At 41.6% G+C, this 17,167-nt stretch carries 17 protein-coding genes and 3 pseudogenes; 6 read left to right on the top strand and 14 right to left on the bottom strand.

Features of this window, described 5'->3' with window-relative positions:
• Positions 1-64 precede the first annotated feature (64 nt).
• The 3 genes and pseudogenes from JCM21738_RS11450 to JCM21738_RS11440 form a co-directional block, all read right to left on the bottom strand.
• A pseudogene (locus JCM21738_RS11450) lies at positions 65-786 on the bottom strand (EcsC family protein).
• 103 nt (positions 787-889) lie between these two features.
• Complete coding sequence (locus tag JCM21738_RS11445; protein ID WP_023615396.1) at positions 890-2,101, bottom strand: ABC transporter permease; 1,212 nt, start codon at positions 2,099-2,101, stop codon at positions 890-892.
• A pseudogene (locus tag JCM21738_RS11440) lies at positions 2,094-2,831 on the bottom strand (ABC transporter ATP-binding protein). The gene JCM21738_RS11445 and the pseudogene JCM21738_RS11440 overlap by 8 nt, the downstream one beginning before the upstream one ends.
• 612 nt (positions 2,832-3,443) lie before the next feature.
• Here JCM21738_RS11440 and JCM21738_RS11435 point away from each other — a divergent pair.
• The 3 genes and pseudogenes from JCM21738_RS11435 to JCM21738_RS11425 all read left to right on the top strand — a co-directional run bounded on the left by JCM21738_RS11435 (position 3,444) and on the right by JCM21738_RS11425 (position 5,962).
• Positions 3,444-3,862, top strand: a pseudogene (locus tag JCM21738_RS11435) (HIT family protein).
• A 374-nt stretch (positions 3,863-4,236) separates the two neighbouring features.
• Positions 4,237-5,319: a 3-phosphoserine/phosphohydroxythreonine transaminase gene (gene serC, locus JCM21738_RS11430; RefSeq protein WP_023615399.1), complete on the top strand. Its 1,083-nt coding sequence runs from the start codon at positions 4,237-4,239 to the stop codon at positions 5,317-5,319.
• Between the two features lie 124 nt (positions 5,320-5,443).
• Positions 5,444-5,962, top strand: a complete 519-nt coding sequence (locus tag JCM21738_RS11425; RefSeq protein ID WP_023615400.1) for a tryptophan transporter — start codon at positions 5,444-5,446, stop codon at positions 5,960-5,962.
• Between the two features lie 44 nt (positions 5,963-6,006).
• Here the strand turns inward: JCM21738_RS11425 and yhzF are convergent, their stop codons facing one another.
• Positions 6,007-6,198 carry a membrane protein YhzF gene (yhzF, locus tag JCM21738_RS11420; RefSeq protein ID WP_023615401.1) on the bottom strand — a complete coding sequence of 64 codons (192 nt, stop codon included), beginning with the start codon at positions 6,196-6,198 and terminating at the stop codon, positions 6,007-6,009.
• Between the two features lie 174 nt (positions 6,199-6,372).
• On the opposite strand from yhzF, the gene JCM21738_RS11415 reads away from it, so the two are divergent.
• Positions 6,373-6,744 (top strand): YtxH domain-containing protein, encoded by a 372-nt coding sequence (locus JCM21738_RS11415; protein WP_023615402.1) that lies wholly within the window; start codon positions 6,373-6,375, stop codon positions 6,742-6,744.
• A 241-nt stretch (positions 6,745-6,985) separates the two neighbouring features.
• Positions 6,986-7,561 carry an HTH-type transcriptional regulator Hpr gene (locus tag JCM21738_RS11410; protein WP_023615403.1) on the top strand — a complete coding sequence of 192 codons (576 nt, stop codon included), beginning with the start codon at positions 6,986-6,988 and terminating at the stop codon, positions 7,559-7,561.
• A gap of 626 nt (positions 7,562-8,187) precedes the next feature.
• On the opposite strand, the gene JCM21738_RS11400 is transcribed toward JCM21738_RS11410, so the two are convergent.
• The 3 genes from JCM21738_RS11400 to JCM21738_RS23285 form a co-directional block, all read right to left on the bottom strand.
• Positions 8,188-8,280, bottom strand: a complete 93-nt coding sequence (locus JCM21738_RS11400) for a YjcZ family sporulation protein (protein WP_023615405.1) — start codon at positions 8,278-8,280, stop codon at positions 8,188-8,190.
• 92 nt (positions 8,281-8,372) lie between these two features.
• Entirely contained in the window at positions 8,373-8,456 is an 84-nt protein-coding gene (locus JCM21738_RS23290) for a YjcZ family sporulation protein (RefSeq protein WP_064503397.1), read from the bottom strand.
• 93 nt (positions 8,457-8,549) lie between these two features.
• Positions 8,550-8,630, bottom strand: a complete 81-nt coding sequence (locus tag JCM21738_RS23285) for a YjcZ family sporulation protein (RefSeq protein WP_023615406.1) — start codon at positions 8,628-8,630, stop codon at positions 8,550-8,552.
• 234 nt (positions 8,631-8,864) lie between these two features.
• On the opposite strand from JCM21738_RS23285, the gene JCM21738_RS11390 reads away from it, so the two are divergent.
• Positions 8,865-9,704, top strand: a complete 840-nt coding sequence (locus JCM21738_RS11390) for a peptidylprolyl isomerase (RefSeq protein ID WP_243462988.1) — start codon at positions 8,865-8,867, stop codon at positions 9,702-9,704.
• Between the two features lie 68 nt (positions 9,705-9,772).
• Here JCM21738_RS11390 and JCM21738_RS11385 read toward each other — a convergent pair whose 3' ends face one another.
• The 7 genes from JCM21738_RS11385 to JCM21738_RS11365 form a co-directional block, all read right to left on the bottom strand.
• Positions 9,773-9,955, bottom strand: coding sequence for a sporulation YhaL family protein (locus JCM21738_RS11385; RefSeq protein ID WP_023615408.1), 183 nt, complete (start codon positions 9,953-9,955; stop codon positions 9,773-9,775).
• A gap of 147 nt (positions 9,956-10,102) precedes the next feature.
• Entirely contained in the window at positions 10,103-11,047 is a 945-nt protein-coding gene (gene yhaM / locus JCM21738_RS11380) for a 3'-5' exoribonuclease YhaM (protein ID WP_023615409.1), read from the bottom strand.
• A 76-nt stretch (positions 11,048-11,123) separates the two neighbouring features.
• A complete protein-coding gene (locus tag JCM21738_RS11375; protein WP_023615410.1) occupies positions 11,124-14,120 on the bottom strand; it encodes an ATP-binding protein in 2,997 nt (998 codons plus the stop codon).
• Between the two features lie 17 nt (positions 14,121-14,137).
• A complete protein-coding gene (locus tag JCM21738_RS25770) occupies positions 14,138-14,614 on the bottom strand; it encodes a hypothetical protein (protein ID WP_243462987.1) in 477 nt (158 codons plus the stop codon).
• A gap of 11 nt (positions 14,615-14,625) precedes the next feature.
• Positions 14,626-15,360, bottom strand: a complete 735-nt coding sequence (locus tag JCM21738_RS25765) for a metallophosphoesterase family protein (RefSeq protein ID WP_243462986.1) — start codon at positions 15,358-15,360, stop codon at positions 14,626-14,628.
• 152 nt (positions 15,361-15,512) lie between these two features.
• Positions 15,513-15,743 (bottom strand): Type 1 glutamine amidotransferase-like domain-containing protein, encoded by a 231-nt coding sequence (locus tag JCM21738_RS23280; RefSeq protein WP_232215902.1) that lies wholly within the window; start codon positions 15,741-15,743, stop codon positions 15,513-15,515.
• 189 nt (positions 15,744-15,932) lie between these two features.
• Positions 15,933-17,150, bottom strand: coding sequence for an ABC transporter permease (locus tag JCM21738_RS11365; RefSeq protein WP_052019654.1), 1,218 nt, complete (start codon positions 17,148-17,150; stop codon positions 15,933-15,935).
• Between the last annotated feature and the right edge of the window lie 17 nt (positions 17,151-17,167).

Below are 17,167 nucleotides of genomic sequence, written 5' to 3'. Positions count from 1 at the left end.
AGATTAAGAACCCCTAAATAAGTGACCCACAACAATTATTTCCAATGCAAAACACCTCCGCATCTCATAGTTGCGGAGGTGTTTTCAGGATCCTTATCCTATAGGCATGCATCGCTGTTTCACCTAGCTGGTCGAGCAGATGGTAATTTGCGTAAGCTCCTACAACAGCCCCAATCCCGGGCATCAGCTGCAGCATTTTGGCAAAGTCGATATAGTCTCTGTATTCCTGCTGAAATTGCTGCCAATCCAGCTCCGACAATTCAGCTTTTCTTGCTTCCCAGTTCTCAATCAATTCCAGTGTCTGCTTTCGATGGTCATCACTTGAAAAAGCCAGCTGGAAAACATAAAGGATAAAAAGCCTTTCTTGATACTTGGATGGGTCAAAACCATAGACAGATGCAGCTTCGAAAAGAAATTTCATCTTAATCGTTAAAAGCAATGGAAAATCTGCCATCCCTAGCAGTATGCCCCCGGCTCCAGTTCCACCGCCTTCAACAGCAGCCATCCGCTTGTATGCAGACAGCTTTTTATGAAGCTCCTGGTCTTTCTCAGCAAGTGTAAGCCCTGAGCCTGCTGCTTTTTCGTCGTGTAATTCGATCCCGCCAGAGTCGCCTTGACCATATTCTTAATACTTTCCGTCAAGAATTGATGGACTTTGTCTGGAATCAACTGATTCACTTTCGTCTGCGCTTTCTTTGAAGCACGCGCCAAAAGGCTTGAACGCTTATTCAGCTTCCGCTTCCAGGTGAGAGCCTCTTCATAAGCCTTCAATTCATATTCATTCATTGTTTTCACCCCTTACTTTTACTATTACGTATCTTAAGCAAAAACGATTCAAAAAAATCCTTTACATAAAAGCCTCAAAGCGATTACGAAAAGGATTTCCAAATTAGGATTTAAGTTTACTCTTACTGTAAAAATAAACAAAGAACAGGGAAAATGCAGTTCCAGAAGCTAATACAATCGCTCCTAATAATAGATCCCCTTTAATGAAAACTGTCCCTGCAAAAACAGCTGCCTGAAAAATCATTATTCCCAGCAGCAAGCTCGTAAAGGATTTCCTCCTTGCATTCTCCGGCACAGGGTACAGATCGACCCATAGTTTGTTTTTATGATGGTTCCATAACGGCAACAGCTGGAACCCTGTCAAATACATGAAAAGCAAAGCAAACAAAATTTGTCCTGGCCCATATGATAGGAAATAAAGCGCTGCTCCTCCTATCAATGTAAGGCGGACAAGCAATCCGAAATAATCCCCGGACCTTGCAAAGGTCCTTAAGTATAGATGGCTGAAGGCGAGGTACTGCTTGTATGGAATGATGTTAACGAGCCAATCAAGCCATCTTCTCCTTTTAGTGCGGTCTCGCAGCTTTGGAACATCCGTAAACATATTGGCAACACGGTAAAAGGCGTTCATCCGTCTTTCTTCGTCCTCAATCAACTGCTCCCACTTCAAGCCTTTGTCCTTTATCTGTTTTTTATAGTAAAAATACAGCAGGATTAAGACAGCAGCTGGAACAGCTGCAAAAACCAGCTGAGCTCCTGAAAAGATAAAATACAGAAGAACAACATTAATACAAAAACGAATGATGCTATCCGTCAATTTCACGTTCTTCTCGATAAAATACTGGACACTCCAGCGTATCATTATATTGATCCATTTTATCAGAATGAGTGCGATTAAAAGAATGAAAAACGATTTGAAATCGGCACCATGTATTTTTACATGAAGCGGCATTAGCACTGCTAGCAGGAGCAGCAATACATAGGACTGCAGGCTCAGGCTGAATGTGATCGATTTATTGAAATAATCATCCAATCTGGTTTCAAGCGGCAATAAAAATATTTTATCCGCCTCGGTCAAAAATGTCTGAATCGGACTATATGTAAGCACGGCAGCAAGAACCAGGGCGATGATCCACGCTGCCGGGAAATCAGGCTGCAGCGTTTTAATCCACTCTTGATAGTAAAAAGCCGCTGTTCCCAATAAAAATAGGACGACAATCACTAAATGGCCGTTAAAAATGTATCGCAGGTAGCTTCCGGTTTCCTTGGCGAACGTACCGAAACGCTCCTTCCATAAGTGCTGCGGATTAAACATAGTCTTCTTCCTTTGTCAGTTGGATATACAGGTCATCAAGTGTTGCACCAGGCATCTGGAATTGGTCCCTCAGCTCTGCAAGCGTCCCATGTGCGGACCTCTCCATTATGGAGAATGACAAAACGATCGCAATAACGTTCCGCCGTTGCAAGGATATGCGTCGACATCAATATGCCAGCCCCATTTTCTTTCATCTTGTCCATCAGATCCAACAAAGATTGAATTCCAAGTGGATCAAGACCGACAAATGGCTCATCGACGATATAAAGAGAAGGTTGTACCAAAAATGCGCACATGATCATTACCTTTTGCTTCATCCCTTTTGAAAAATGGGCAGGGAACCACTTCAGCCTTTTGCTCATCCTGAATTCCTTCAATAATGCATCTATTCGCTGTTCATATTCCTTTTCCTCAAGCCATAGGCCATCGCTGTCAGCCTCACATGTTCTTCAAGCGTCAATTCATCGTAAAGAATAGGTGTTTCAGGTACAAAGGTAAACTGCTTCCTGTATTCCTCCTTGCCTTCCAAAAATGTCCTGCCATTAATCTTAATATCCCCCTTATGAGGTTCCATCAAGCCGATCACATGCTTGATCGTCGTACTTTTTCCGGCACCATTCAGACCGATCAACCCAACGATTTCATTACTATTGACGGTAAAACTCACATTTTTCAATACCGGATTCCTTGTATATCCACCGGTTACCTGGTTAATCTCCAATAAAGACATGTACAACGTCCTTCCAGTTCGTATTCTGTACCGTTATTTTAACAAATCCCTATACATTATTAAAAGCTTCACCTTTTGATAAAACTTTTTTTGCATATAACCCGATAATCGGGGCATCATAATTTTTGAAGGGGCAACAAGCAATAATTCGAAATGAGGTGTCTGTAAAAGACATATTATTCGATTTATAAAGCACACTGATTTCAACGTTCATACAAGGGGATGGTTGCATTGCGCTACGTAAATGTTAACCCAGCCGTTCAGTAACATCACTCCACATTTTGAAATGAGGTGTGTGTCGCAGATCACTTCCCGCTTTATAAGTTGTGAAACCGATTAAAGCTGATAAGGGGATGGTCCGATTGAACCAGGTACTGAATAACCCATCATTTATAATTCGAATGAATTGAAAATGAGGTGTTTATCAAAGGTAAACCTGCTGAGAACGTCAATGAACAGTAATTAGTTTCCCCTTCAGGGACAGGATTCCATGCGGATCCTGTCCTTCTTTCTTTATTCATATTGGCAAAATGTGATAAAATACCATAAAAAGCGCAGTCCTGGAAATTGAACGGGACAAAAGCGAAATTCATGAACGAAAGGGTGGAAGAAATGAGTGATTGCATTTTTTGCAAAATCATCAACGGCGATATCCCATCAGCAAAGGTGTATGAAGATGAGAACGTTCTTGCATTTCTCGATATCAGCCAGGTAACGAAAGGACATACACTTGTCATCCCGAAGGTACATAAAGAAAATGTCTATGAGCTAACTGACGAGATTGCGACGAACGTATTCAAGCTGTCCCAAAAGTCGCTAATGCAATCAAGGCTGCATACGATCCAATCGGGCTGAATGTGCTTCAAAACAACGGCGAGGCAGCTGGCCAATCTGTCTTCCATTTCCACATGCACTTGATTCCGCGCTATGGCAATGGCGATGGCTTTGGCGCTGTGTGGAAAACCCATCAGGATCAATATACATCCGACGATTACCAAAAGATAGCTGCAGAAATCAATAGCAAGATTTAGACTTCCGCTTTGCGGGAGTTTTTTTTATGGTGCTAAAACAGCTTTCCTATTGGACTATCTTCTGACTATTTCACATGGTGTTTGTCCGATAGAGCCTTCTATCGGACATTTTTTGCGGTTCTTCCTTGTGTTTGTCCGATAGAGCCTTCTTTTTTCGCCTTGCTTCACTCGCGTTTGTTCTTTAGACCTTCTTTAAGAAACAAGCTCCATACAACTAAGTGATCCTTAACGACTATTTTAAAAAAATCTACACTTCTTTAAAATTCATTTTAATTTTTCTGAAAACATTAGAATTATGCTTGAATTTCTGGTAGCATGATGATAACTTTAACACATTAAAGACATACCGTAATTAAATATTCGGGGGGATCCAAATGAAACGAGCTCTCAATTTTAATGCTGGACCGGCTGCATTGCCTGAGTCAGCATTAGCCAAAGCGGAAAAGGAAATGATGAATTATCAAGGCAGCGGAATGGCTGTGATGGAGCTTAGCCACCGCAGCAAGGAATTCGAGGAAATTAATGAGCGCACAAAAAATCTGCTCAGGAATCTGCTTACCATTCCTGATGAATATGAAATTCTTTTTCTCCAGGGTGGTGCAAGTCTGCAGTTTTCAATGGTCCCTATGAACCTGCTTGAGGAAGGATCGATTGCGAGCTATGTCTTGACCGGAACATGGTCTGAGAAAGCGCTGAAGGAAGCTCAGAAAGTTGGAAATGCCGTGATAGCCGCATCTTCCAAAAATGCCAACTATAGATTTATCCCCAGTAGTTCAGAAATCGATATTCCAGCTGAATCTTCATACCTCCACATCACGACGAACAATACCATTTACGGAACCCAGTGGCATTCTATTCCCGAAAATCTGCCAGTTTCGCTTGTTGCTGACATGTCCAGTGATATTCTCAGCCGGCCTCTTAATCTATCAGCATATGGACTAATATACGCAGGTGCGCAGAAAAACCTGGGCCCATCCGGTGTCACAGTTGTCATCATCCATAAAGATTTGCTAAATCGTTCTAGACCAGGGCTGCCTTCCATGCTCGATTATCGTGTCCATGCTGATTCACAATCGCTTTATAACACTCCCCCAACATTATCGATTTATTTTCTGATGCTGGTTCTTCAATGGGCAGAAGAGCTGGGCGGGGTAAAACAGCTGGAACAGCTGAACAAGCAGAAAGCAGCATTGCTTTATGATGCGGTAGACAGCAGCGGCGGGTTCTATACAGGGCACGCTGAAGAAAAGAGCCGCTCATTGATGAATGTCACTTTTACACTCAATAATGAAGATCTAACTTCAGCCTTCCTGCATGAGGCCGAGGAATCCGGCTTTATAGGGCTTGCCGGCCACAGGTCTGTAGGCGGCTGCCGAGCCTCTATCTATAATGCCGTTCCACTTGAGAACGTTGAGAAACTTTCTGATTTTATGAATGTATTCAGAAGCAAAAATTAACAGAATATTAAACCTTTACTCTATTAAAATATGTGTTATAATTGGAGAAAGCTTTTCGCTGCAGGCATAGAGAGCACTGCAGGAGGAGTACTAGTTAGCTAGAATAGCAGAGGAGAGATGAGAAATGAATACGAAGAATCTTGTAGCATTGTCACTTTTAGTGGGGATGGGAGCAGTCTTGCACGTGGTCGTACCCGGCTTTTTCCTAGGGATGAAGCCAGATATGATGCTGACGATGATGTTCCTTGGGATCATCCTGTTTCCTGACAAAAAGAGTGTACTATTGGTTGGAGTCGTCACTGGACTGATTTCAGGATTGACTACTACTTTCTCAGGAGGCCTTGTTCCGAACATCATTGATAAGCCTATTACTGCGTTTGTCTTTTTCGGAATCCTGATGGCCCTGAAAAATTTCAAGTTATCGATTTATACTGCAGCTGGCCTTACAGCGATTGGAACCATTGTGTCAGGAATCGTTTTCCTTGGTTCCGCATATTTCCTTGTCGGCCTGCCAGGACCATTCACTGCCTTATTCGCAGCGGTTGTTCTTCCAACAGCAGCATTCAGCGCTGTTTTCATGGCCATTCTTCATCCTGTGGCAACGAATATTTTTAAAAGAGCAAAGCTTGCAGAAATCCATTAAAAAATATCAGCCCCTGTCTAAAACGGACAGGGGCTTTGTTATGTCTATTGGAATGTAGAGAAAATAATCCCGATCAATAAAAAAATTGCCCCTCCTCCTGCCAGCGTCCCTGCTCTCTTTCGCAGAAGCGCCTTCGGAGGATACATCCCCGGCTTCTTTAACGCAAGGAAATGATGGACAGCCCCCACAAAGAAAGCAACGCTGATGAGAAACACCACACTTGTAAAAATCCCCACTTCCCTCCTCTCCTTCCTGCACATGACCTTATTATATTTTTATGCCTGTTAATTTAAGGCTATGAAGCTAATAACGTTTATTTGTGCGAGAATAGGAAATTAAATATAGAAGAAAAGAGGAATCCCGCTCCATTTGGAGAACTTATACAGAAAAATCGATGAGGTGGTCAAAACATGAAAGCAAAAAAAGTTTTAAGCGGAATGGTTATAGGTGGTGTGGTAGCAGGTATTGCAACACTGCTTGCAACTCCAAAATCAGGATATGAAACGAGAAGAACACTTATAGCCAGTAAAAATGAATACCTCGGATCCATCAAGGATATAAAAGATTCGGCTGTTGAATTAAAAAATACAGTGGCCACTGCTTCAAAAGAAGGCAAAGCTTCTATCCAAACATTTATTACCGATGTCAAGACGGCTATCTTTGAGTGGAAGCTTGAAACCGAAGAAAACAAGAAAGGTCTTCAGGAAGATGTAATGGAGCTTGAAGATTCAATTAAAGACCTGGAAACTGAATTGGCTGCAGCTAATTCTAAAGAAAAATAATCAGGATCAATCCTTCCCCTTAAGTAAAATTTTTTCGGTGGGAAGGATTTTCTTTTTTTATCAAGAAAGATATATTATGCAAATGGCGTTTTTGTTATGACAATTAAAAAATTTGCATCAAAACCCCCCGACTTTAGACGGAATTTAACAAATTCTAAAAATTTTGTAAATTTATATCTTTATTAATTTTTGTTTTATTGGCATAATGAAAATAGAAACAATAAAGTAGGTGATTATGAGAATGGCAGATAAAAATTATTCTATGAAAGAAGCAATGATATTTAGCCAGAGAATTGCCCAGTTGAGCAAGGCACTTTGGAAGTCTGTTGAGAAGGACTGGCAGCAATGGATCAAACCATTCGACCTTAATATCAATGAGCACCATATTTTATGGATTGCTTATCATTTGGGTGGAGCTTCGATTTCTGATGTAGCCAAATTTGGTGTGATGCATGTTTCCACTGCTTTCAACTTCTCCAAAAAGCTTGAGGAACGCGGTTATTTAAAGTTTTCCAAGAAGGAAAGCGACAAAAGAAATACGTATATCCAGCTAACTGAAGAAGGTGAAGGTGTATTGCTCGCTTTGATGGAAAACTATGAACCAGATACTAATGCCGTTTTTTCAGGAGCCATGCCATTGAAGGAGCTATATGGAAAGTTCCCGGACATTATTGAAATCATGGCAATAGTCCGCAATATTTATGGCGATGACTTTATGGAAATATTCGAGAAATCTTTTTCGAATATCGAAAGCAAGTTTTCTGATGAAGACGGTACGCTTAAGAAAATAGATCCAGCCGAAAAGGAGTATGCTTGATACTTATGTATGATGCCACTCCAATAATAGAGGAAGGTTACCTCCTGTGAGCTGCAAACTTGTCTACTTCCTCTGGCTGTAGTTTTTGGCTTTAGTTCAGCTGAAAGCATCTTATAAAGCGGATGAATGAACAAAAACCCTTCCGCTTTTTGTTCTTCTTATAATTTGCTCATTCCCTCACATTCCAAAGCATGATAACAGATTGGCAAATCTTGATTTCAGTTATCTTCCTTTCACCCCTCCTGCACACTAGCTATATACCTTTATCAAATAACTATCTTTTTCTTAAAATATTTGGTATTGTATTTAAGATAAAAAGATTGCTGAGGAGGGATTCTTCGATGATCTCCATTTTGTTCATGTTTGTCCTATTTGCTGCTTTCATTCTTTTCTATATAAATAAGCTTACAGATTCCCTCTGCATCCAGAAGGAAATACCTGAAGACAAACATGCGAAAATATTCAGGACGATCAATATTTTAGTTACAATTCTGCTAATTTCTTCTTTCGTTGAAATTTTGTATGCTTGATAAATTAAGCGGTGAGGCTTCCCTCACCGCTTTTTTTCAGAATTGATGAAGCTTTTTTAAATTTAAGGCATGCAGAAAGCATTGCCCCATCGATGCTTACAGCCAAGATGCACCGATGATGATTAACAGAATGAACAAGACAACGAGCAATGCAAAGCCGCCGCCATATCCATGTCCTCCTCCAGACATTGAGGTTCCTCCTTTCTGCTTTAAGAACTTGCCTTAACATCGCAGTTTAGAAATATGGGGGCCAAATGTCCCCCATACACTTTACTCAGTGATTAAAGCCAAGCTGCACCCACGATGATTAACAGAATGAATAACACGACAATTAAAGCGAAGCCGCCGCCGTATCCTGCACCCATATTAACACCTCCTTCCAAAGTGGTTATGATATCTTATTCAAGTAAGGTCGATTCCGCATAGGCAACTATCCTGCATTACTTGCATTTTGTTGATTACAGGTAAGCTGCACCTACAACGATCAGCAAGATGAACAGGACAACGATTAACGCAAAGCCTGAATTATAATGGCCCATTATCAACTACCTCCTTTTTTTCTATTCTCTACATCCTATGCACCCTCGAACAAACGGTATAGATATCCGCCCATCCCATTAAATAACCAATAATATCCATCATTTATTTTTTGTAGAATATTGAAATTATGTTATAGTAGAATTTGTGGATTAAAAACGGCCACTAGAATTTTCTGTTTAGGAGATGTTCACCATGAAAAAATGATAATTTCCCTCACGGTCGCAGCCGGAGTTATGGGATTAGCCGCTTGCAGCAACGATAATGCCGATTCTTCAGAAGTAATCGTTGAGTCGAAAGCAGGCAACATTACCAAGGAAGAGCTTTATCAATCCATGAAGGAAAAGTATGGAGAGCAAGCACTTCAAGAATTGCTTTACCAAAAAGTTCTTGCGGAAAATTATGAAGTGACTGATAAAGAGGTTGAGGAAAAAGTGGCCGAGCTTAAGGAAGAGCTTGGAGAGAACTTCGAGCTAGTTCTTCAGCAAAACCAGCTTAAAGACGAAGAAGAATTAAAAGAAGTCCTTAAAGATCAGCTTCTTATGGAAAAAGCTGCACTTAAAGATGTAAAGGTCAGCGAAGCGGAAGTTAAGAAGCGTTACGAAGAGTACAAGCCTGAAATCAAGGCAAGCCATATCCTTGTAGAAGATGAAAAGACTGCACAGGAAGTGAAGAAAAAGCTTGATGAAGGTACAAAGTTTGAAGATTTAGCGAAGGAATATTCACAGGATCCTGGTTCAGCTGCAAATGGCGGAGACCTCGGATTCTTCGGACCTGGTAAAATGGTCCCTGAATTTGAAGAGGCGGCGTACGCTCTTGAAGTAAATAAAATCAGTGAACCTGTACAATCACAGCACGGCTTCCACATCATCAAGGTTACTGAGAAGAAAGAAAAAAAATCTTACGAAAAAATGAAGGACGAGCTTGAGTATGAGTTAAAGCTTACCCAGCTAGACTCTAACAAGATTCAAGAAGTTCTAGAGCGTGAACTTGATGCAGCTAATGTAAAGATCAAGGATAAAGATCTAAAAGGCGCTGCTGAATTCACAGAAGCAGAAGCACAAACACAACAGTAAAAATAAAAACAGCAAGCACTATGTCCATAATAAAAACACTGGCTCCATGTCTGGAGACCAGTGTTTTTTTATGCTTCCGCCGAATGTTCACGTCGTTCTTTTTCCCGCTCAAGGCGCTTCATAAAAAGCTCGCCCTCTCGTTCAATGCTTTCCATTTCTTCTTTTCGTTCTTCTTTTCCTGTTTTCACTGCCATGAAGGCACTGAATACGATCCCTGCTGCGACTGCTATTACCCAGATTGGAATTGACATTTCTCCATACCCTCCATTTAAAAGGTTGTCCAAATTGAACTCTTACTGTATTAATATGAGGTTTATTATCAAATATGCCTCAAGAGATCAAAAAGACAAAAAACAAAAAGACCCCCTCCATAGAATTGGATTGAGGCCGTTTTGCTTTTACTTATGGAATACAGGCTTGTAAAAGGACCGGTTATCAAGTGCGAAAACTCTTTCAGAGAACTCGCCTGGTTTAACCCTGGCAAGCGCTCGGTCCAGCATATTCATTTTTGCATCAAGATTATCGATGTAATGCAGAATTTCCGCCTCTTTGATCATTGGCGGCTTCGGGCTTCCCCACTCTGCTTTCCCGTGGTGGGACAATACCATATGCTGAATCATGACTACTTCCTCTCCGCTGATGCCTAGTTCATCGGCTGCCTTGCCAATTTCATTGACCATGATGGATATATGTCCGAGCAAATTCCCTTCAACTGTATAAGTTGTTGAAATCGGGCCGGATAGCTCAAAAACTTTCCCTAAATCATGGAGTATGACCCCTGCATATAACAAATCCTTATCAAGGCTTGGATACAGCGTTGCGATTGATTTCGCAAGGTCCAACATGGAGACAACGTGATACGCAAGTCCTGAAACAAATTCATGATGGTTTTTCGTCGCTGCAGGATATTCCATGAATGCATTCATATGCTTCTTTAATAAATGTCTGGTAACCCTTTGGATGTTAGGGTTCTTCATTTCGAAAATGTATTGGGTGAGCTTGCTGCTCATTTCATCCTGGCTGACAGGGGCTGTCTCAAGAAAATCAGATAGTTTCACAGAGTCAGCTGCCGAAGCTGGCCTGATTTGCCTGATTTTCAACTGGTTTCGTCCTCGGTAATTCTGGATATCTCCCTGGACTTTCACAATGCTCTCAGCACAGTAAATACTCTCATCTTCCTCGGATACATCCCAAAGCTTTGCTTCGATTTCCCCGCTCTGGTCCTGGAGGATGAGTGTCAAAAATGGCTTCCCATTGCTGGCAATCCCTTTTGACGAATGCTTGATCAATAAAAACAATTCTATCCGGTCCCCTGTTTCGTGATTCAAAATTCCTTTATTCATAGTTAACCGCCCTCTCCTCTCTGCAACAGTATAACATACAGAGTCTATTGTCTCTGATTCTCAAACCATGGCATTTTCAAACTATATTTGTGCTTTTTTCTTGCAGATCGATAATTTCATTTTCCGTAAAATAATCCAGCAGATGACGGTGGCATGTAAAAATGAGTATCTGATTGTTATTGCTCATTTCCCTGAGCAGCTTAATAATCCGTGCAGTCCTGTTATGATCAAAATTAACAAAACTGTCATCAATGATAATCGGGAATGGATAACGATCAAAATGTCCGGCTGCAAGTGCCAGCCTGATGGATACATAGACCTGTTCTGCAGTTGCCTGGCTAAGTTCATTTGCTTCAAAAAACATATGATCATTTCTTTCTATCAGAAAACCGCTTCCTGAAAGTTGAGGAATGATTTTCACATAACTGCCATCAGTCAAAATCGACAGGAAGTTTTCAGCTTTGGCCAGCATTCTCGGCAAGCGCTCATCCTTATAACGGTCAATTGTCCTCGAAAGCAAATCCTTGGCAACCGCAAACTTTGCCCAATCCTTCGCAGCTTCAGCGAACTCATGCTGAAGCTGCTTATATTTATGGAGCAATTCACTATATATGCCGCCTTCTTCAAGTACCTTCATCTTATGCTTTACATCGGCGATTACATCAAACTGTGTGGTTAATTCCCTTTTGCTCTGTTCTATCTTTAATTCAATTTCCTCGATTTGTTCCTCAAGCGAAATTCCTTTTACAATCTTGTCACGATCCTCATCGGTTAATCCAGATGCAAGCAGCTGATAATTTATATCCTCCAGCCTTGCTCTCCAGTTTTTCACCAATGCAGCATCCTTCGCTTTCTGTCTGAATTCATCTTCATCTTCTGTTCTCGCCAGAGCAAGTAACCCTTTCTTTTCTTGACTGATCACCAATTCTTCCTTCTGAAGTGATGAATGTTCTTCTTCAATTTCCTCCAGTTTCACGGTAAGTTCGTGATGCCTCGACTTCTGGTCGATTGCTTCACGCAATGTCCGCTTCAGCAGATTAGCTGCCTCCACCGGAGCAAAATTACTATTATGAAGGAATCGCTCAGCAAGCATTTTCAGGCTATTTTCCATTTCCATTAAAGATTCAGTTACTTTCTTTAAGCTTTCCTTTATTCTTTTCCTCTCACGGAAATATTGCTTCTGCGTATCGATTAGTTGATAGGCATCCATAACTTTGATTGTGCCAGCAGTTTCCGTTAGACCAAATTGCTTCAGCAACTCTGCCTTTTTCCGCTTTACAGCAGCCATATCCGCTTCCCATGCTTCAAATTGCTGGACAACTTTTTCAAAACGATCATTCTGCTGCTCAATTTTGATGAGCAGTTCACGATGGCGCAGTCTCGCCTCCTCGTCCCTTGCAAGCAAATTTCTGATTGTAAAAGCACTGCCTTCTGGCTGGCTGTTTAACGCATCTTTTAGCGCTCTTTCCCGCTCCAGCAACTTGGATAGGATTTGATCATCCACTGGCATTTTGTCACTTGGCTTATAGCGCGCAGCCAATAAAAACAGCAATCCTGCTAAACCGATTCCAGCTAGTAACCATGTATCATTAGTGAGCCCCCAAAGAGCCACAAGGAGAAAAATACCTCCAAGAAGGAGTAACTGATTGTTTTCTTTCTTCTGTTGCTTTTTTCGTCTGTTTTTTTCACTTTCTTCCCTGGATTTGGACGCTTCAATCTGGTCCGCGACATAATTTAATTCGGACTGGATTCTCTCCTTATTCTCCAAAAGGTCCATTTCGTTCACTAATTGATTTCGCTTTCCTTCATCAAGAAGTTCACTCTTTGCACCTTCTGCCCTTGCCTCAAGTTCTGCCAGTGCCTTTTTCTCCTCTTCGAAGTCAGCCTCCAACTCCAGCTTTTTATCCTTCAATCTTTGCTCTGTCTGCTGGATGTTTTCAGCTTGTTCCTTAATAAAAATACTTGTGTTGATTTCATGGATATTTTCTTCATTGAAGTCTGCATGAAGCTTGTCATTTAGCTGGCTTATTTCCTCTGTTATTTCCTCCAGTTTGGATTCAAGAAGTCTTTTTTCCTGCTTCAGTTGATCATATAGAGGAAGATTCTCAATTCTGGCTTCAATTTCTGTTTCCATTCCGAGTAATTCAGAATTCGGCCTGCTTTTATCTAATTCATTCAGGAGATGTTCCTTCTTTTCTTTTACCCTTAACAATCTTGCCTGGATCACTTTAAGCTGCTCGTCCAATTTTTCAAGTCGGTTCAGACCATCCTCAGGAAAAAATGACGGATCATGCTCAATAATTTTGCTCTCTATCGTTGCCGCTTCTATGACAAGCTTTTCATTTCGCTTGTACTCACGGAGCTTAATTCCTTTTTGCTCAAGCATTGCAATCTCGTTCTGCAACTGAGCAATTTTCTTGGCCAATCCATCTTTTGTACTCATCAGCTCCGAATATTTTTCATTCTGCTGTTCTGCGATTTTCAATGAGGCTTGGACTTCCTTCAACTCATTCAATTTCTCATTTAATAACGGCCTTTTCCCACTAGGCTTGAAACGCTGCTCCATTTCCTTGGTAAGGAAACTTTCCGTATTAATGAGTTTATCAGTACCAAGCGTTCCGGCAGAGAACAAGTATCTGCCAAGTTCTTCTCCCTTCATTGCATGGATATTTTGCAGCCCATGGACATTGAACGAATAAATAGCCTGAAAAATGGTTTTATCCATTCTTTTCAAAAGATCCTTAAGTAACTCTTCTCCGCCAATCGTCCCGTCCTCAAGAGATACGGTCACATCACCGGCGGCCTTCCCTTTCACTCTCTCAATAACAGCCACTCCCCTGTCAGGAAAAAAGGCTTTAATTTTGCCGCCATACTTCGGGTTATTCTTGGGCTCATAGCGGATTTCGGCACTTTGCTTAGCCGGAAAGCCGAACAGAATACTGTGGATGAATGACATGATGGTCGACTTCCCTGCTTCGTTCTCGCCATAGAAAATCTGCAATTGCCCTACAGAGCCAATCACATAATCCTCGAGTTTGCCATATCCGTATATATGCAGTTCAATAATTTTCATCATGCTGCCTCCTTTCATTAATTTTTCAGCAGCAGCTGAAGCAGGATCCTTTCAGCATCCTCAACCAGCTGTTCTTTTCCGCTTTCTGACAGCAGCCCTAAATGCCTTCTAGCCTGGCTGTGCTGGAATAATGAAGACAGTGAATCTTTTAAATCATCGTATTGATCAATTGAATTGAATAACTCCTCAAAAAAATCGCTTTGCTTGATCAATTCAGCGCGGTCGACAGCAATGTTTTCAGTAAATTCGAGCCTGTGTACCCAGACAAAAGATTCCTCATCCTTTTCAGCTTCCTGCAGAAGTTCAAGGAGTTCACCACTTGCTACTTTTTCAATTACATCCGTCTGACCCGAATCCAGGTTGTCAATCCGGATATCCAGCAGGACCCCTTTTCCCTCTCTTCTTTTCCCATCAATGACGGCCAGGCATTTTTCATAAATGGCATTGAAGCTTAACGAATCCTTCGCGTCAATAACTGTTTCATCCCATATCACATCAGCTGATTCTATAAAAAAACCTCGGCTCCTGCTTCAGTCAGCTTAACAATATACGCTCCTTTTTCGCCGAGTTCCTTCCTGTTTCGTCCCTGGGGATTGCCAGGATAGACCACATAAGGCTGCTGTGAAAGAAATTCCCTCTTATGAATATGGCCAAGTGCCCAATAATCATAGTCTTTTTCAATAAGCTCAGATAACCTGAAAGATGCGTATTTCCCATGATCACTCACACCCTCAAAATGGCCATGAAGCAAACCAACGTGAAAATCCGCGCCATCAATCTTTTCATACTTCTCAATCCATCGCTCCATTACATGCCGCTCAGGATAGCTGAAACCGTACAAATGGACAAGAGTTCCATCATGCTTTGTAAAATCAGCCTTTGCCACCTGATCTGAGAAAAAGTGAACATTATCCGGAAAATCAATCATCACCGATTTTGCGCCAAGGTGGTCATGGTTTCCGTGAATGCCATATACCTTAATCCCTTTGTCAGCGAGCCTTACCATTTCATTGCGGAGAACAGCCTGAGCCCGAATGCTCCGGTCCTCGGCATCGTATAGATCCCCGGCGATTACCACAAAATCAACTTCATGTTTAATTGCAGCATCCGTGATATTTTTCAAGGCTGTAAAGGTGCTCTCCTGCAACCTATGAAATATGACTTTTGGCAGATGCCGCAGGCCGACCATCGGACTATCAAGATGAAGGTCAGCAGTATGCAAAAATTTCACCTGTTTCATTTGGTTATTCCTTTCCCGTCCTATTTTCTTTTATTTTAACATGCTCAAAATACGAATGCACGTTCTATCACCGATATTATAAAAACTGCAGTCCTTATATTGGCCTGCAGCTCTTTTTTATCCAAGATATATGGTTTTCACTGCCTCTTCCTTCACTTTTCTTTTCCATCAGCCTGATAAACATTGTAGACTTCGGCTTCAGGCCTTGAGCTTACCGCCTTAACTAGTTCCTCATCGATATAGTGCAATGCTGCTCCGTCATCAGCGGCATATCCCCAGGATATCCTTCCAGAACCTACAAATCTATGATAAGCTGGCCGGCGCTCCTTTTCGCCATCATTATGCGGGCAGTTGCTGCCTTTTAGGAACCCGAGTGTTTTCAGCGGTTCAAGTCCGCTGCCATAAGAATCTGTTACATCTTTTTTATGGGCACATGTTCACCATTTATATGACCGAAACTCAGTGTGCCACTTCATTTCTTACACCTGCAAGGTTTTCTCTTATAAATATTCCACTAAGCACGTCAAAATCCCTGTAAAAAAGCCGCAATCCGGGGATTGCGACTTTTAGTATTATTCGTTTTTCGTTAGCTGCAGTGCTTTCTTGATGTCCTTGAATGAATTTGATTTTCCGTACATCAGGACTCCACCTCGGTAGACTCTGGCACCAAATACAGCCAGGAAGGCAATTGTGGCAACAAGGATACCGATTGATAAGGCGATTTCCCAGAAAGGAATGTTCAGCATTCCTACACGCAGGAACATCAACATCGGAGAGAAAAACGGAATGAAGGATGTGTATTTTACAAACGGTGCCTCTGGCTGGCCCAGACCGAACATCGCCATCATGAAACCAGCGACAACAAGCAACGTCATCGGTGTAATCATTTGCTGGACATCTTCAATCCTGCTGACGAGTGAGCCAAGGAAGGCAGCCATAGTCGCGTACAGGAAGTACCCTAAAATGAAGAAAATTACTGCATATGCAATTGTGCTGCCTGCGATATTCCCAAAACCGAAGAACTCGAAGAATCCACCTTCCATATTATCGAGATTCTGCATGATTGAGAAGTACCCGACAAGCAAGAGAACGGCGAGCTGAGTCAAGCTTAATAGGCCAATCCCGAGAATCTTCGCAAACATTTGCTTGATAGGGGATACACTGGATATCATGATTTCCATTACTCTTGATGATTTTTCAGTAGCGACTTCCATAGCGATCATGTTGGCGTACATGATGACCGCAAAATAGATGATGAAAAGAAGAACATAGACCAATCCTCTTGCCTGATTCAGTTCCTCTTCCGTCTTGGCATCTTCTTCAAGAGCGGATTTTGCGAATTCAACTGGAGCATAAAGTTTTTCCAATTGATCTGGAGCGATATTGATTTGAGTGGATGCCATCGCCGTCTTAATCTGCTGTAATGCCGCCTGAAGGTCTCCAGGAATAGCCGAATCCGCAATGCTCATCGCTTTGTAGGAAGCTGCCGGAAGTTCTTCATTGTTCAAGCTTAATTCGAGTAAACCTTTATACTTTCCTTCCTCTACTGCTTTCCTGGCACTTTCTTCATTTCCATCATACTTTACCAGGACAAGCTCTTCATTGACCATCTTCATTTGCTCATTCAGCGGCTCAAAAAGTTGGCCAGTCTCGTCAATGACAACGATTTTATCTGCTTCCTCACCTTTATTGAAAAAGTCGATGATGTTTGACATATTTGTGAGCGCTAGCATAATACCTACGGTCAGGATCGTTGTAACTATGAAGGATTTTGTTTTTAACTTGCTCATGTATGTATGGATTAGGA

The sequence above is a fragment of the Mesobacillus boroniphilus JCM 21738 genome (assembly GCF_000517385.1).
Lineage (GTDB): Bacteria > Bacillota > Bacilli > Bacillales > Cytobacillaceae > Mesobacillus > Mesobacillus boroniphilus.
This window is presented reverse-complemented; position numbering and strand designations above follow the sequence as displayed.

Bases quoted from the DNA above. Each gene is read 5' to 3' on its own strand.
- JCM21738_RS11445 (WP_023615396.1), bottom strand. From the start codon at position 2,101: ATGTTTAATCCGCAGCACTTATGGAAGGAGCGTTTCGGTACGTTCGCC.
- serC (WP_023615399.1), top strand. From the start codon at position 4,237: ATGAAACGAGCTCTCAATTTTAATGCTGGACCGGCTGCATTGCCTGAG.
- JCM21738_RS11425 (WP_023615400.1), top strand. From the start codon at position 5,444: ATGAATACGAAGAATCTTGTAGCATTGTCACTTTTAGTGGGGATGGGA.
- JCM21738_RS11415 (WP_023615402.1), top strand. From the start codon at position 6,373: ATGAAAGCAAAAAAAGTTTTAAGCGGAATGGTTATAGGTGGTGTGGTA.
- JCM21738_RS11410 (WP_023615403.1), top strand. From the start codon at position 6,986: ATGGCAGATAAAAATTATTCTATGAAAGAAGCAATGATATTTAGCCAG.
- JCM21738_RS11400 (WP_023615405.1), bottom strand. From the start codon at position 8,280: ATGTCTGGAGGAGGACATGGATATGGCGGCGGCTTTGCATTGCTCGTT.
- JCM21738_RS23290 (WP_064503397.1), bottom strand. From the start codon at position 8,456: ATGGGTGCAGGATACGGCGGCGGCTTCGCTTTAATTGTCGTGTTATTC.
- JCM21738_RS23285 (WP_023615406.1), bottom strand. From the start codon at position 8,630: ATGGGCCATTATAATTCAGGCTTTGCGTTAATCGTTGTCCTGTTCATC.
- JCM21738_RS11390 (WP_243462988.1), top strand. From the start codon at position 8,865: ATGGGATTAGCCGCTTGCAGCAACGATAATGCCGATTCTTCAGAAGTA.
- JCM21738_RS11385 (WP_023615408.1), bottom strand. From the start codon at position 9,955: ATGTCAATTCCAATCTGGGTAATAGCAGTCGCAGCAGGGATCGTATTC.
- yhaM (WP_023615409.1), bottom strand. From the start codon at position 11,047: ATGAATAAAGGAATTTTGAATCACGAAACAGGGGACCGGATAGAATTG.
- JCM21738_RS11375 (WP_023615410.1), bottom strand. From the start codon at position 14,120: ATGAAAATTATTGAACTGCATATATACGGATATGGCAAACTCGAGGAT.
- JCM21738_RS25765 (WP_243462986.1), bottom strand. From the start codon at position 15,360: ATGAAACAGGTGAAATTTTTGCATACTGCTGACCTTCATCTTGATAGT.
- JCM21738_RS11365 (WP_052019654.1), bottom strand. From the start codon at position 17,150: ATGAGCAAGTTAAAAACAAAATCCTTCATAGTTACAACGATCCTGACC.